Raw genomic sequence first — 15166 nt, 5'->3', positions numbered from 1 at the left:
TGATGTCCACGCCTGTGCGCCGCCGCCTGCGCCTGCTCCGCCGTGGCCTGGCCTACGGCCTGGCCATCGTGCTGGTGTGCATGGCGCTGGTGCTGGGCGTGGCCAGCCAGGTGCTGCCGCTGGCCGAGCGCCATCCGGATCGCATCGCCGCCTGGCTCAGCGAGCAGGCCGGGCAGCCGGTGGCCTTCGACCAGGTCAGGACGCGCTGGACGCGGCGCGGGCCGCTGCTGCAACTGGAAGGGATGCGCATCGGCCGTGGCGAGGCCGGCGTGCGCGTCGGCCAGGCCGAGGTGCTGGTATCGATGTACGCTGGGCTGCTGCCGGGTCGCTCGTTCACCGAGCTGCGCCTGCGCGGGCTGTCGCTGACGCTGCAGCGCGACGATGCCGGGCAGTGGTCGGTGCGCGGCCTGCCGGGCCAGCAGGCCGGCGGGGATCCGCTGGCCACGCTGGAAGGGCTGGGCGAACTGCAGATCATCGGCGGCCGCCTGCGCGTGGTCGCGCCGTCGCTGGACTGGGACATCACCCTGCCGCGCATCGACCTGCGCCTGCGCGTGGACGGCCAGCGCGTGCGCGCCGGCACCCGCGCGTGGATCCGCGACGGCGCCGCGCCGCTGCGGATCACCGCCGAACTGGCGCGCGACAGCGGCGGCGGCCGCATCTACCTGGACAGCGCGCCGGAGGACCTCGGCGTGTGGTCGCCGCTGCTGCGCCACGCCGGCATCGCCGTGGATGGCGGCCAGGGCCGCTTGCAGGGCTGGGTGGACGTGCGCGATCACCGCGTGGTGCAGGTGACCTCGCAGGTCGAGTTGCGCAGCCTGCGACTGCGCGGCGCGCCGCTGGCGCCGGCGGCCGAGGCGCCAACGCTGGATTTCGAGCAGGTGCAGGCGCGGCTGCGCTGGCGACAGGCGGCCGATGGCTGGCGCTTCGACGCGCCGCGCCTGCGCATGTCCGGCGACGGACGGCAGCAGGTGCTGGACGGGCTGACCGTGGCGGCCGGGCAGCGCTACGCGCTGCTGGCCGAGCGCATCGACGCCGCGCCGCTGCTGCGGCTGCTGGCGCTCAGCGATGGCGTCGATGCCGGCCTGCGCCGCTGGCTGTCGCAGGCGCGGCCGAGCGCGCAGATCGCGCAGCTGTCGCTGGCCGGCACGCGCGGCGGTCCGATGCGCGGCAGCGGCCGGCTCAGCGGCGTGGGCTTCCTGCCGGTCGGCGATGCGCCGGGGCTGGAAGGACTGGCCGGTGAATTCCAGGGTGACGGCGAGGGCTTCGCGCTGCGGCTGGATCCGCATGCGGCGATGCGCTTCGACTGGCCGCGCGGCTTCGGCGTGGCCCACGAACTCGGCCTGGATGGCCAGATCCTGGGCTGGCGCGAGGGCGCCGGCTGGCGCGTGGCCACCCCGGCGCTGCGCGTGAGCGGGCGCGACTATGGCGCGCGGGTGCGCGGCGGCCTGTGGTTCCAGGGCGACGGCAGCCGGCCCTGGATCGATCTGGCGGCCGAACTGGACGATGCGCCGGTGCCGGTGGCCAAGGGCTTCTGGATCCACCACCGGATGCCGGAAGCGGCGGTGCGCTGGCTCGACGCGGCGCTGGTCGGCGGCCGCGTGCGCGGCGGCCGCGCGCTGGTGTCCGGCGATCTCGACGACTGGCCGTTCGTTGAGCGCAATGGCCGCTTCGAGGCCACCGCCCGCATCGAGGACGGGCAGTTCAAGTTCCAGCCCGACTGGCCGGCGATGGAGCGCGTCGAGGCCGACATCGCCTTCGTCGGCAACGGCTTCACCATCGGCGGGCAGGCGCGCCTGGCCGGCGTGCGGCTGGATCGCTTCGATGCCGGCATCGCCGACTTCGGCGACGCCGATCTCAGCGTGGACGCGCGCGCCGCCGGCGATGCCGGCGCCTTCATCGACCTGCTCAGGCGCAGCCCGCTGCAACGGCGCTACGGCGAGGTCCTCGACAACCTGCAGGGCAAGGGGCCGGTGCGTGCCAGCTTCGCCCTGCTGCAGCCGCTGAAGAAGGAGCACGCGGCGCTGCACAGGCTCAAGGGCGAGGTCGAACTGCAGGGCGCGGCGCTGACCGAAAAGCGCTGGGACCTGGCCTTCGCGCAGATGCACGGCAAGGCCCGCTACGGCGACGGCGGTTTCGCCTCCGGGCCGCTGCGGGTGGTCCACCAGGGCCGCCCCGGCGTGCTGTCGCTGCGCGCCGGCGATGGCGTGCGCGATGCCGCGCAGGCGTTCGAGGCCGACCTGTCGGCGATGCTGGACGCGCGCGAGCTGCTCGACCGCGCGCCGGAGATGGCATGGCTGAAACCGCACATCCACGGCCAGTCCGAATGGACGGTGGCGGTGGCGATACCGGTCGAGAAGGCGGGCGCGCCGGCGGCCCTGCCGAGCCGGCTGCAACTGCGTTCCAGCCTGTTCGGCACCACCCTGGACCTGCCCGCGCCGCTGGACAAGCCGGCCGCCACGCCGCTGGCCACGACCGTGGTCGCGCCGCTGCCGCTGGGCGGCGGGCAGATCGACGTCGGCTTCGGCAACCGGCTGGCCCTGCGCGCGCACAGCCGGAACGGCCAGACCGGCGTGCGCGTCGCGCTCGGCAGCGCGCGGGTCGACCAGTTGCCGCCGGCCAACGGACTGATCGCGACCGGCCGCACCGGCACGCTCGACGCGATGGAATGGATCGCGCTGGCGCGCGGCGGCGCCGGCGACGGCGGCCTGCCGCTGCGGCGCATCGACGTCAGCGCCGACCGCCTGCGCCTGCTGGGCGGGCAGTTCCCATCCACGCGCGTGCAGATCGCGCCGGCCGATCAGGCGCTGGCGGTGAGCCTGGACGGACCGGCGCTGTCCGGGTCCCTGCTGGTGCCCGACGCCAGGCACGCCGCGATCGCCGGCCAACTGGCGCGGCTGCACTGGCGCGCGGCGCCGGCCACCGGTGCGACCGTCGCGCCCGTGGCCACGGCCACGGCGGAGGCGGGCGCCGCGCCGGTCGCCTCCGCATCGCCGGCGTCGCTGGCCGACGATCTGGATCCGGCGCAGATCCCGCCGCTGACGCTGGACATCGACGACCTGCGCTTCGGCGACGCCGTGCTGGGCAGCGCGCGCCTGCGCACGCAGGCCGTGGCCGGCGGCATGAAGGTCGAGCAGCTGCAACTGCGCTCGCAACGCCAGCGCATCGACGTCGAAGGCAGCTGGACCGGCCGCGGCGCGGCCGCGCGCACCCGCCTGGGCGCGGCCATCGACAGCGATGACGTGGGCGCGCTGCTGGCCTCGCTGGGCTATCCCGGCCGGGTCGGCGGCGGCCACGGCCAGGTGAACCTGGACCTGCAATGGCCGGGCAATCCGGCCGCGTTCCGGCTGGCCACGCTGGAGGGCGCCGCGCGCCTCGACGTGCGCGACGGCCACCTGCTGGAGGTCGAGCCCGGCGCCGGGCGCATGCTCGGCCTGCTCAGCGTGGCCGAGGTGCGGCGGCGGCTGATGCTGGACTTCAGCGATTTCTTCTCGCGCGGCTTCGCCTTCAACCGCATCGAGGGCAACCTGAGCGTGGACGGCGGGCTGGCGCGCAGCGACGACCTGAAGATCGACGGCCCGGCCGCCGAAATCCGCATCCGCGGCACCACCGACCTGGGCGGCGAACGCTTCGACCAGACCATCGAGGTGCTGCCCAAGTCGGCCAACGTGCTGACCGCGGTCGGCGCGGTCGCCGGCGGCCCGATCGGCGCGGCGGTCGGTGCGGTCGCCAACGCGGTGCTGAAGAAGCCGCTCGGCGAGATGGGCGCCAGGACCTATCGCGTCACCGGGCCGTGGAAGGAACCGAAGATCGAGACGATTGGCCGCGAGCAGTCGCGCGCCGCGCCAGCGTCCGAAGCCGGCCCGATCGAAGCGCGCTGACGGCCCTGCATCCGCCGCGCCGCCGGTAGACAGGTGGCGTGGGTCGATTCCGCGCCGCGGTTTCGGCTTGTCTTTCCCCTCCCTTGCCCCAATCCTTGTCCGATGAATACCTCCGCGCTTTCCCTCGCCGAAACCCGCCTCCTGCTGCCTGCCGGCCTCGACCAGGGCGAACTCGACCGCGCCTTCGGCACGCTGCTGGGGCCGGGCATCGACTTCGGCGACCTGTACTTCCAGCATGCACGGCGCGAGAGCTGGACGGTCGAGGACGGCATCGTCAAGGACGGCGCGCACTCGATCGAGCAGGGCGTGGGCGTGCGCGCGATCTCCGGCGAGAAGACCGGCTTCGCCTATTCCGACGACATCAACGGCGCGGCGCTGATCGAGGCGGCGCACTCGGCGCGCGCGATCGCCCGCGACGGCGCCGCGCACCGACCGCAGGCGCTGGTGCGCGGTGGCGGTCGCGCGCTGTACGACGCGGCCGATCCGATCGATGCGATGAGCAACGACGCCAAGGTCGCCGCGCTGCGCCGCGTCGACCAGTACGTGCGCGCCGCCGACCCGCGCGTGCAGCAGGTCACCGTCAGCCTGTCCGGCGGCGTGGACACGGTGATGGTGGCGCGCAGCGACGGCGTGCTGGCCGCCGACGTGCGCCCGCTGGTGCGGCTCAACGTGCAGGTCATCGTCGAGCAGGGCGGCCGCCGCGAGTCCGGCTACGCCGGCATGGGCGGGCGCTATTCCTACGCCGAGCTGTTCGCCGACGGCAAGCCGGAGGACCTGGCGCGCGAGGCGCTGCGGCAGGCGCTGGTCAACCTCGACGCGATCGACGCGCCGGCCGGGGTGATGCCGGTGGTGCTGGGATCCGGCTGGCCGGGCGTGCTGCTGCACGAAGCGGTCGGCCACGGCCTGGAGGGCGACTTCAACCGCAAGGGCACCAGCGTCTACGCCGGCCGCATCGGCCAGCGCGTGGCCTCGCCCGGGGTGACCATCGTCGACGACGGCACGCTGCCGGGCCGGCGCGGTTCGCTCAACATCGACGACGAGGGCACGCCGACCAACTGCACGACGCTGATCGAGGACGGCGTGCTGGTCGGCTACATGCAGGACACCCACAACGCGCGGCTGATGGGCATGGCGCCGACCGGCAACGGCCGCCGCGAATCGTTCGCGCACCTGCCGATGCCGCGCATGACCAACACCTACATGCTGGCCGGCCGGCACGATCCCGAGGAGATGATCCGTTCGGTGAAGAAGGGCCTGTACGCGGTCAACTTCGGCGGCGGGCAGGTCGACATCACCAGCGGCAAGTACGTGTTCTCGGCGACCGAGGCCTATCTCATCGAGGACGGCAAGGTTACCGCGCCGGTCAAGGGCGCCACGCTGATCGGCAACGGCCCGGAGACGATGCAGAAGGTGCGCATGGTCGGCCACGACCTGGCGCTGGACCAGGGCGTCGGCGTATGCGGCAAGGATGGCCAGAGCGTGCCGGTCGGCGTGGGCCAGCCGTCGCTGCTGATCGAGGGGCTGACCGTGGGCGGTACGAAGGCGTGAAGGCCGGGAACGGGGAATCGGGAATGGGGAATCGGCAGGCGCCTGAGTCCTGCTTCCGCCATTCCCTATTCCCCATTCTCCATTCCCGCTTCCGGCTCCGCCGCCAGCACCTCGCGCAGCTCGCGGAACAACTCGCGGAACGCGCGCGGCGGCTTGTTCTTCGCGCGTTCTTCGGCGGCGTTGCGCGCCAGCGTGCGCAGCCGCTGGCGATCGGCCTGCGGGTGTTCTTCCAGCAGGTCGGCCAGCGCGGCGTCGCCGTCGGCCAGCAGGCGATCGCGCCAGTGCTCGGCGCGGTGCAGCAGCGCGGTCTCGCGCCGCGCCGCCTCGCCGCCCTCGTCCATCGCGTCGCGGATGGCTTCCAGCGCCGCGTCGTCCTCGCGCCGCATCTGCTTGGCCAGGTACTGCAGCTGGCGCTTGTGCGCGATGTGCGAGGTGATGCGCTGGGTCTCGACGATGTGCGGCATCAGATCCTCGGGGATCGGCAGCCGCGCCAGCTGCGCGGCCGGCAGCGCCACCAGTTTCTCGGCCAGGTCGCGCACTTCCAGCGCGCCTTCGCGCTGCTGGGTGCGGCTGGGGCCATAGTATTCGCCGGTTTCGGGATCGCGTCCGCGCATGTTTGATTCTCCGCATGTCCCCGGGTGATGCCGGCGCGTCGTGCGTCGCGGGCCGCGGGGCTCGAATGACAGGTGTCCGGAGCGCTGACGCCCGGATCGCAAGGAACAGAAGGATAAAGCATTGAACGCCATCGCCACCCTCCATGCCGACGACAGCCAGCGCAAGCTGGACATGCTGGCCGACCTGTCGCAGCGCCTGCTGCTGCGCGCAAAGGCCCACGGCGCCAGCCAGGCCGAGGTCAGCTGCAGCGAGGAGCGCGGCCTCAGCGTCAACGTGCGCATGGGCGCGGTGGAGACGGTCGAGTCCACCCGCGACCGCGGCATCGGCGTGACCGTCTACTTCGGCCGGCGCAAGGGCAGCGCCAGCACCGCCGACCTGCGCGAGGAGAGCCTGGAGGCCACCGTCGAGCAGGCCTGCGCGATCGCCCGCTACACCGAGGACGACGAGGCCGCCGGGCTGGCCGATCCCGAACTGATGGCGCGCGAGTTCCCCGATTTCGACGACTGGCATCCGTGGGCGCTGGAGGCCGACCAGGCCATCGACCTGGCGCTGGCCTGCGAGGCCGCCGGGCGCCAGGTCGATGCGCGCATCGCCAATTCCGACGGCGCCTCGGTCGGCAGCAGCGAGAGCCTGTCGGTGTACGCCAATTCGCACGGCTTCGTCGGCCGCGAGCGCAGCACCCAGCACACCCTGGGCTGCGCGCTGATCGCCGGCCACGGCGACGGCATGCAGCGCGACGGCTGGTACAGCACCGCGCTGGCGGCGGCCGACCTGGAGGCGCCGCGGGCCATCGGCCTGGAGGCGGCGCGGCGCACGCTGGCGCGGCTGGAGCCGCGTTCGCTGGCCACCGGCGAGTACCCGGTGCTGTTCGCCGCCGAGGTCGCGCGCTCGCTGATCGGCCACCTGCTCGGCGCGGTGTCCGGCGGCGCGCTGTACCGCAAGGCCAGCTTCCTGCTCGACAGCGCCGGCCAGCGGCTGTTCCCGGAATGGTTTTCCATCGACGAGCGCCCGCACCTGCGCCGCGGCCTGCGCTCGGCGGCGTTCGACGCCGAGGGCGTGGCCACGCGCGACTCGGCGCTGGTGTCCGGCGGCGTGCTGCAACGCTACCTGCTGGGCAGCTACTCGGCGCGCAAGCTGGGGCTGCGCAGCACCGGCAACGCCGGCGGCGTGCACAACCTGCAGGTGGCGGCCAACGCCGGCGGTTTCGACGAACTGCTGGCGGGAATGAAGCGCGGGCTGCTGGTGACCGAGCTGATGGGGCAGGGCGTCAATCCGGTGACCGGCGACTATTCGCGCGGCGCGGCCGGGTTCTGGGTGGAGGACGGCGCCATCGCCCATCCGGTCGACGGCATCACCATCGCCGGCCACCTGCGCGGCATGTTCGCCGGCATCGAGGCGGTGGGCAGCGACGTCGATACGCGATCGCATGTTGGCGTCGGCTCGATATTGATCGGGCGGATGACCGTCGCCGGCGGCGATTGACGTTTATGATGAGGGGCGCGCACGCAGGCCGTGGCGCCATCCAGACACATCCACCATCGATGGGGAGTCGAATCACATGTCAGATTTCAACCAGTACACCGCCGCGCCGGAAGCGCCGACCGCCGTGCCCGGCGCCGAGGAGCGCCAATGGGCGATGTTCGCCCACCTGTCCGCGCTTGTCGGCCTGATCATCCCCTTTGGCAACCTGCTGGGGCCGCTGGTGGTGTGGCTGGTCAAGCGCGACACCATGCCGTTCGTCGCCGACCAGGGCAAGGAAGCACTGAACTTCCAGATCACGGTGACGGTGGTATGCGTCGTGCTCGGCATCGCCGCCTTCATCCTGTCTTTCGTCCTGATCGGCTTCCTGCTGTTCCCGGTGATCGCGCTCGTCGGCCTGGCCGCGCTGGTGCTGGCCATCATCGCCGGCATCAAGGCCAACGAAGGCACGGCCTATCGTTATCCGTTCTCGGTGCGCCTGATCAAGTAATCCGCTCCGCGCATCAGGCAAAGGCCCGGCTTGTCCGGGCCTTTGCCGTTTGTGGCGACTGCTTATTGTGGGAGCGACGTCAGTCGCGATGAAGCTTTTCCGATGACCTGTCGCGACTGACGTCGCTCCGACAAGTAATGCCCCGGTAGGGCGCAGGACTCAATGCGAACGGCGGATCGCCAGTTCGCCCAGCGCCCGCAGCGCCTCGGCGCGCGCATCGAACGGCGCCAGCGCATCGCGCATGGCATCGGCCAGTTCCTCCAGCTTGGCCCTGGCGCCCTGCATGCCCAGCAGCGCGGGATAGGTGGACTTGGCCTGCGCCGCGTCCTTGCCGGCGGTCTTGCCCAGTTGCTCGGAACTGGCCTCGATGTCGAGGATGTCGTCGCGCACCTGGAAGGCCAGGCCCAGCGCGGCGGCGTAGCCGTCCAGGCGGGTCAGCGCATCGGGGCCGGCAGCGCCGGCCAGCGCGCCCAGCCGCACCGCGGCGCGGATCAGCGCGCCGGTCTTGAGCGCGTGCATGCGTTCCAGTTCGTCCAGCGCCTGCCCGCCGCCGGTGGCGTCGATGTCCAGCGCCTGCCCGCCGCACATGCCGGCCGCGCCTGCGGCCTGCGCCAGCGTGGCCAGCCAGGCCACGCGCAGTTGCGCGGGCGCGTCGGCCTGCGCCAGCAACTCGAACGCGCGCGTCTGCAGCGCATCGCCGGCGAGGATGGCGGTGGCCTCGTCGAAGGCCACGTGCACGGTTGGCCGGCCGCGGCGCAGGTCGTCGTCGTCCATCGCCGGCAGATCGTCGTGGACCAGCGAGTAGGCGTGGATCAGCTCGACCGCCGCCGCCGGGACGTCCAGCGTTTCCTCCGCCGCGCCCGCCAGCGTGCCGGCCGCGTACACCAGCAGCGGGCGCATGCGCTTGCCGCCGCCCAGCGCGGCATGGCGCATCGCCGCGTGCAGGCGCCGCGGCGCGAGATCGGGCGAAGGCAGCGCGCTTTCCAGCGTGGCCTCGCTGCGCGCGGCCCAGGCCGCGAAGCGATCAGTTGCCATCGGGCAGCGGCGCGAACGGCTCGGCGCTGTCGGGGTTCTGCGGATCGCTGAGCAGGCGCACGCGGATCTCGGCCTGCTCCAGCGCGCTCTGGCACTGCCGGTACAGGCCGACGCCGCGCTCGTAGGCGCTCAGCGATTCCTCCAGGGTCATCTCGCCCTGTTCCATGCGATCGACCAGCTGTTCCAGCTCGTCCAGCGACTGCTCGAAGCGGGCGACCGGCGAGGCGTCGGGGGAAGTCTTCTTTGCCATCGGCGCAGTGTGCGGATGCGGATGGGGCAGGTCAACGCGCCGGCATCAGTCGCGCCGCCACTCCAGCCGGGCGCCGCGTTCGCGCAGCCATGCATCGAGTCCGGCCGCGACGACCAGATCGCCGGCGGCCAGCACCTCGCCGCCGGCGTCGCGCAGCAGCGGCAGGCGCTCGCGCTCCCACGGCGGCACGTCCAGGTCTTGCAGCACCTTCTTAAGCGCGTGCGAGTGCGTCCTGCCCGGCAGCCGGAGGCGCTCGCCGCCGTGGCGGGCGGTGACGGTGACCGGGCAGGGCAATGCATCCGCGCCGGCCAGCGCCAGCGCACCGCCGCCGGGCAGGGACAGCGCGGCGCGGCCATCCCATCCGGTCCGCCAGCCGGGCGGCAGCGGCGGCACCAGCGGCGCGGCATGCAGCAGATCGCGCCAGCGCCGCACCTGCGCCTGCCGCCAGCGGAACGCGGCCCCGCCGTCGCCGCGCGCGGCCAGCAGGTCCGACTCGATGCGGGCCACGCCCTCGGCCGGCAGCGGCGGCAGGCCCAGTGCCTGCACCCAGCGCCGCAACACCCGCGCGCGGCGCGCTGCGGGCAGCCTCAGCAGCGGCGCGACGGCGAGCGCGTGCGCGTCCAGGGTGGCGCAGGCGGCCAGCGCGGTGGCGTCTTCCGCTTCCAGCAACTGCGCCGCCTGCGCGCCGAGCGCGGCGCTGCGGGCGAAGGCGGCCTCGGCCCGCGGCCAGCGCGTGCGCAGCAGCGGCAGCACCTGCCGGCGCAGGAAGTTGCGGTCGAAATCGGTGTCGTCGTTGCCGGGATCCTCGATCCAGCGCAGGCCGTGGCGCTGCGCATAGGCGAACAGCGCCGTGCGCGGCGTGTCCAGCAACGGCCGCCAGTGCCGGCCGGCGGCGAAGGCGCGCCAGGGCCGCATCGCGCCCAGCCCGTCCGGGCCGGAGGCGCGCAGCGCGCGCAGCAGGAAGGTCTCGGCCTGGTCGTCCAGGTGATGCGCGGTGGCCAGCACCTCGCCTTCGCCCAGCGCGCGCGCGAAGGCGGCGTAGCGGGCCTGGCGTGCGGCGGCTTCCAGGCCCTCGCCGGCGTTGCGCGCGACCTCGACCCGGGCGACCTCCAGCGGCACCTCCAGACTCGCGCACAGCGCCCGGCAGTGATCCGTCCAGCGATCGGCATCGTCGTGCAGGCCGTGGTGGACGTGGAGGGCGCGCAGGCCGCGCGCGCGCGCCGGTGCATCGCCGGCCAGCCGATGCAGCAGCACCACCGAATCCAGGCCCCCGCTCAGGCCCACCAGCAGCGGCGCATGGGCATCCGGGGCGATGAGCGGCAGGGCGTCGGGCATTGCGTATCCTAGCCTGCGCGCCGGTGCGGCCGGGCCGACAGGCAGCTGCAACGACAAGCTGCGCCGCCGTTGCGGAGGAACCGCCGGCAACTGCATCGGCGGATGGAACCACGCAAAGAAAAAGCCGCGGGGTGAGCCGCGGCTTCTTCCGGTACTGCCGGAGCGGAGGACTCAGGCCAGGCCGGCCTGCTTCATCACTTCGGCGGCGTAGTCCTCGACCACCTTCTCGATGCCTTCGCCCACGGCCAGGCGCTGGCTGCTGACGACGTCGGCGCCGGCGGCCTTGAGCACGGCTTCGACCGTCTGGTTGGTGTCCAGCACGTACGGCTGGCCGTACAGGGTGACCTCGTTGACGATCTTGGCGATCTTGCCGCTGATGATCTTCTCCAGGATGTCGGCCGGCTTGTTCTTGTCCTTTTCGGACATCTTGGCCAGCTCGATTTCCTTTTCCTTGGCGACGAAATCGGCCGGCACGTCGGAAGCCTTGACGTGCGGCGGGTTCATCGCGGCCACGTGCATGGCCAAGCCGCGCGCCAGTTCGGCGTCGCCGCCCTTGACCTCGACCAGCACGCCGATCTTGCCGCCGTGGACGTAGGCGGCGACGTTGTCGGCGCTGTCCACGCGGGCCAGGCGGCGGATCAGGATGTTCTCGCCGAGCTTGGCGATGGCGGCGGCGCGGGCTTCCTCGACGGTCTCGCCGGACGCCAGCTTGGCGGCCTTCAGCGTTTCCACGTCGGTGGCGCCGGCGGCCAGCGCGGCCTGGGCGACGGCGTCGGCGAAGGCCAGGAAGTTGCTGTCCTTGGCGACGAAGTCGGTCTCGGAGTTGATCTCCACCAGCACGGCCTTGCCGCCGGCCTGGGCCACGGCGATGCGGCCTTCGGCGGCGACGCGGTCGGCCTTCTTGTCGGCCTTGGCCAGGCCCGACTTGCGCAGCCACTCGGCGGCGGCGTCGATGTCGCCGTTGTTCTCGGTGAGCGCCTTCTTGCACTCCATCATGCCGGCGCCGGTGCGCTCGCGCAGTTCCTTGACCAGGGAAGCGGTGATTTCCACGGGATTACCTCGGTTTAGATTGGCAAAGCCCCTCTCCCGTCGGGAGAGGGGTTGGGGTGAGGGTCCGGTGGAGTCGTGACGCGTTGAACGCCAACATGCTTCCCGCACCCTCATCCGCCCTTCGGGCACCTTCTCCCGATGGGAGAAGGGATGAACATGGGCGGCCGCGCAGGATGGCGCGGCCGCATTGCAGGCCGATTACTCGGCGGCGGCGGCCTCGTCGGCCTTCTTGCCGGACTTCTTCGGCGCGCGGCGCTTGCCGGCGTCGTCGCCGCCCTCGGCGAACTCTTCCTCGCGCACGCTGGCGGCGTTCGGCGAGGCGGCCTTGCCTTCCAGCACGGCGTCGGCGGCGGCGCGGGCGTACAGCTGCACGGCGCGGATGGCGTCGTCGTTGCCGGGGATGGCGTAGTCGACCAGGGCCGGGTCGTAGTTGGAGTCGACCACCGCGATCACCGGGATGCCGAGCTTCTTGGCTTCCTTGATGGCGATGTCCTCATGGCCGATGTCGATGACGAACAGCGCGTCGGGCAGGCGGTTCATGTCCTTGATGCCGCCCAGCGAGGCCAGCAGCTTCTCGCGCTCGCGGCGCAGGCCCAGCACTTCGTGCTTGACCAGCTTGTCGAAGGTGCCGTCGGTCTCGGCGGCTTCCAGTTCCTTCAGGCGGGCGACCGACTTCTTCACGGTGGCGAAGTTGGTCAGCGTGCCGCCCAGCCAGCGCTGGGTCATGAACGGCATGCCGCAACGCTCGGCCTCTTCCTTGATCGCCTCGCGCGCGCTGCGCTTGGTGCCGACGAACAGGATGGTGCCGCGCTTCTGCGCCACGCCCGAGATGAAGTTCATCGCGTCGTTGAACAGCGGAACGGTCTTCTCGAGGTTGATGATGTGGATCTTGCCGCGCGCGCCGAAGATGTACGGCGCCATCTTGGGGTTCCAGTAGCGGGTCTGGTGGCCGAAATGGACGCCGGCTTCCAGCATCTGGCGCATGGTGACCTGGGGCATTGCATGAACTCCTGAAAGGGGAACCGGCCGCCGGAAGGGAGGATGGCGGTCTGCCCGCGAGGGCGTGGTTCCGGGGTTGGGCCTCCCTGCGGCTTCCGTGTCCGAACCTCCTTCAAGGAGGCACCCCGGCACGGGTCGTGGCAGCAGGTGTGGATTCGCCGGTGTCGCCCGGCGTGGGCGGAACTGGCCGGCAGGGCCGGACAAAGCCGCGGAAGTATAGCCGGCGCGGCGGTGGTGGCGCAAACCGCCGGGCGCTCAGCGCTCCGGCGCCAGCGCCAGCGGCTGCGCGGCCCCGTCGCGGTTGAGGCGGGCCTCGAAGCGGCCGCCGGCATAGCCGCCGGCCCGCGCCGGCAGCGTCCAGGTGCGGTATTGCCCCGGCAGCACGTAGCCGGCCAGGCGGCCGGCCAGCTCCACCCGCCGACCGTCGGCGTCGATCCAGGCCAGGTCCACCAGCCGCGCGTGCGCGTCGCCGTGGTTGTCGATGCGCAGCACGGTGTCCGCGCCCTCGCGGGCCAGGCGGGCCAGCAGCCTGGGCGCGGCCTGGCCGGGCGGGGCGATGAACACCGGCGTCGAATAGCGCAGCACCGTCTGCGGCCCGGCCGCATCCTGACGCGGCAACTGGTCGATGATGAGGCGGTAGCTGCCCTCGCGCAGCGATTGGGATGCGTCCAGGCGGACGATGCGGACCTTCTGCCGCTGGCCGGCGGGGATTTCCAGCAACGGCGGGCTGGCCGCCAGGTCGCGGGTCGGCAGCAGGCGCTCCTCGCCGTCCTCCTGGCTCCAGCGATACAGCCGCACCTGCGCGTGCAGCGGATGATCGCCGGTGTTGCTCAGGTCCAGTTCCGCGCTGCGCTGGGTGGCTTCCAGCCGCAGCCAGGACGGCGCGGCGTACAGGCCGGCGCCGCCACGGGTGGCCGCGCTGCCGGCGCCGACCGCCCACAGCAGGCCCGCGCAGGCCAGGGCCTTCCAGCGCAGCGGCGCGAGCGCCATCAGAACGTCACGACGGCGACGGTCACCTCGCCATTGGCGACAGCGCCGGGGGAGGCCTCCGGCAGGGAAGCGGCGCGGGGTTCCTCGCGCGACGGCGCCGGCCTGCCATCCCCCGGCGCGTTGCCGGCGGACGCGCGCGGCGGCGGTTGCAGGGCGAAGTGGTGCGGCAGGTCGTCGCTGCATTCGACCCGCGTGTCCTGGCCGGCCGCGCCGGGGTCGGCCGGCAGGCGGATGTCGCAGCCGTCGACCAGGGTCAGGCTGATGCGCAGCTGCGCCTGCTTGCGCTGGTTGGCCGCCGTCGCGGTCAGGGCGGGAAGCAACAGGGTGGCGGCCAGCAGGACGAGGGCAAGGCGGGGGAAAGGCATGACGGCTCCGGCCCCCGCGTCACTTGGGCAGGGGGTTCAGAGAGGTCTTCGGCCGCGATGGCGGTTAGTTGAGGGCCGGCGGCGGCCAATGCGCGGATCTGTGAACCGCGTCGCCCGGCCGGCGTCAGTAGGTCAGGGTGACGGTGATGGTGTCCGTATAGCTGCCGGGCTGGGTGACCGGCTGCGCCGGCACGCGCCCGTAGACGGTCTGCGACTGCACCGCGTTGTTGCCGGTTCCGGTGACATCGTTGGGCGAGGCGTTGCCCCAGCGCTGGGTGCGGCCGCTGTCGCGGTAGAGCTCGTAGCCGATCAGGCCGCCACCGGCGCGGGCCATGCGGCGGTTGTTGCCGGAGGCGTTCTGGCCGTTGTCCAGGCCGAGCCGCCAGGCCGTGCCGGTGGGGCATTGCAGCTGGATGATCGAGGTATGGTCGCGGTTGCCGGTCAGCGCGCTGGCGTTGCCGAAGTCCAGGTCGGTGGCCATCGTGATGCGGCAGGTATTGGCGTAGCTGGCGCGGACGCCGACCCAGCTGAAGGGCACCTCGCCGGCGCCGCCCAAGAAGCCGGGCGAAGCGTTGCGGCATTCCGACTCGCTGGGCATGAACACGTAGCCGTAGCTGTAGCGCAACACCGAGTTGGCGGGGAAGCCCTGGTAGGGGAAGGCCGCCGGCAGGTTCTGCCCGGCCGGCACCCGTCCATAGATCGGCAGCGTCCCGGATATGCCCTGATAGTTGCCCGGCACGGTCAGCGCGACGCTGTAGACCGGCAGGCTGCCCACCGGTCCGAGCAATTGCGTGCGCGCCGCGTTCGAATACAGGTTGTAGTTCATGAACGCGCCGTTGTTGTTGGTCATGCGCCGCGGCGACAGCCCCGAGGGGTTGCCTTCGCCGACGAAGATGCAGACGCGCACGTTCATGCCTAGCAGGCCCGATTGGCAGCGGTAGTTGACCGTGGCCTGCGCATCGGTGTTCGCCGACGCGGTGACCGTGCCGAAATCGAGCTCGGCCGCGCCGTTGACCCAGCAACTCTGCGCGCTGGCCGCCCGTGGCCACAGCACCAGCGCGCACAGCAGCAGGCAGGCCGCGGCGGCGTGCGGGCGAAGAAGATGGCGGAGCGCGGAAGCGGTCATGGTCGT

At 72.4% G+C, this 15166-nt stretch carries 13 protein-coding genes; 4 read left to right on the top strand and 9 right to left on the bottom strand.

Annotation, left to right across the window (positions count from 1 at the left end; all coding sequences use genetic code 11):
- The first annotated feature begins 2 nt into the window (after positions 1-2).
- Both AAG688_RS12525 and tldD read left to right on the top strand, forming a co-directional pair.
- Complete coding sequence (locus tag AAG688_RS12525) at positions 3-3878, top strand: YhdP family protein (protein WP_411832575.1); 3876 nt, start codon at positions 3-5, stop codon at positions 3876-3878.
- Between the two features lie 102 nt (positions 3879-3980).
- Positions 3981-5426, top strand: a complete 1446-nt coding sequence (gene tldD, locus AAG688_RS12520) for a metalloprotease TldD (protein ID WP_411832574.1) — start codon at positions 3981-3983, stop codon at positions 5424-5426.
- Positions 5427-5491: 65 nt separating this feature from the next.
- On the opposite strand, the gene yjgA is transcribed toward tldD, so the two are convergent.
- The gene (yjgA, locus tag AAG688_RS12515; protein WP_411832573.1) at positions 5492-6040 is read right to left on the bottom strand and encodes a ribosome biogenesis factor YjgA; all 549 of its coding nucleotides are present in this window, start codon (positions 6038-6040) and stop codon (positions 5492-5494) included.
- A 172-nt stretch (positions 6041-6212) separates the two neighbouring features.
- Between yjgA and pmbA the strand changes: the two genes are divergently transcribed.
- The gene (gene pmbA, locus AAG688_RS12510) at positions 6213-7523 is read left to right on the top strand and encodes a metalloprotease PmbA (protein WP_411834998.1); all 1311 of its coding nucleotides are present in this window, start codon (positions 6213-6215) and stop codon (positions 7521-7523) included.
- A gap of 76 nt (positions 7524-7599) precedes the next feature.
- Positions 7600-8010, top strand: a complete 411-nt coding sequence (locus AAG688_RS12505) for a DUF4870 domain-containing protein (RefSeq protein ID WP_411832572.1) — start codon at positions 7600-7602, stop codon at positions 8008-8010.
- A 159-nt stretch (positions 8011-8169) separates the two neighbouring features.
- Here AAG688_RS12505 and AAG688_RS12500 read toward each other — a convergent pair whose 3' ends face one another.
- From AAG688_RS12500 to AAG688_RS12465, 8 genes are all read right to left on the bottom strand, one after another.
- Positions 8170-9045, bottom strand: a complete 876-nt coding sequence (locus AAG688_RS12500; RefSeq protein WP_411832571.1) for a polyprenyl synthetase family protein — start codon at positions 9043-9045, stop codon at positions 8170-8172.
- On the bottom strand, positions 9035-9295 hold the full coding sequence (locus tag AAG688_RS12495) for an exodeoxyribonuclease VII small subunit (protein ID WP_411832570.1): 261 nt from the start codon (positions 9293-9295) through the stop codon (positions 9035-9037). The genes AAG688_RS12500 and AAG688_RS12495 overlap by 11 nt, the downstream gene beginning before the upstream one ends.
- A 45-nt stretch (positions 9296-9340) precedes the next feature.
- Complete coding sequence (gene tilS, locus AAG688_RS12490) at positions 9341-10630, bottom strand: tRNA lysidine(34) synthetase TilS (RefSeq protein ID WP_411832569.1); 1290 nt, start codon at positions 10628-10630, stop codon at positions 9341-9343.
- A 171-nt stretch (positions 10631-10801) separates the two neighbouring features.
- Positions 10802-11680, bottom strand: coding sequence for a translation elongation factor Ts (gene tsf / locus AAG688_RS12485; RefSeq protein ID WP_411832568.1), 879 nt, complete (start codon positions 11678-11680; stop codon positions 10802-10804).
- Positions 11681-11878: 198 nt separating this feature from the next.
- On the bottom strand, positions 11879-12679 hold the full coding sequence (rpsB, locus tag AAG688_RS12480) for a 30S ribosomal protein S2 (protein ID WP_411832567.1): 801 nt from the start codon (positions 12677-12679) through the stop codon (positions 11879-11881).
- A gap of 255 nt (positions 12680-12934) precedes the next feature.
- Positions 12935-13669: a molecular chaperone gene (locus AAG688_RS12475; protein WP_411832566.1), complete on the bottom strand. Its 735-nt coding sequence runs from the start codon at positions 13667-13669 to the stop codon at positions 12935-12937.
- The gene (locus AAG688_RS12470) at positions 13669-14034 is read right to left on the bottom strand and encodes a hypothetical protein (RefSeq protein ID WP_411832565.1); all 366 of its coding nucleotides are present in this window, start codon (positions 14032-14034) and stop codon (positions 13669-13671) included. Before AAG688_RS12470 ends, AAG688_RS12475 begins: the two co-directional genes overlap by 1 nt.
- A 124-nt stretch (positions 14035-14158) precedes the next feature.
- Positions 14159-15160, bottom strand: coding sequence for a spore coat U domain-containing protein (locus AAG688_RS12465; RefSeq protein WP_411832564.1), 1002 nt, complete (start codon positions 15158-15160; stop codon positions 14159-14161).
- Between the last annotated feature and the right edge of the window lie 6 nt (positions 15161-15166).

Origin of the sequence: Pseudoxanthomonas mexicana, from assembly GCF_046736355.1 — a bacterium.
Classification (GTDB): Bacteria; Pseudomonadota; Gammaproteobacteria; order Xanthomonadales; family Xanthomonadaceae; genus Pseudoxanthomonas_A; species Pseudoxanthomonas_A mexicana_B.
This window is presented reverse-complemented; position numbering and strand designations above follow the sequence as displayed.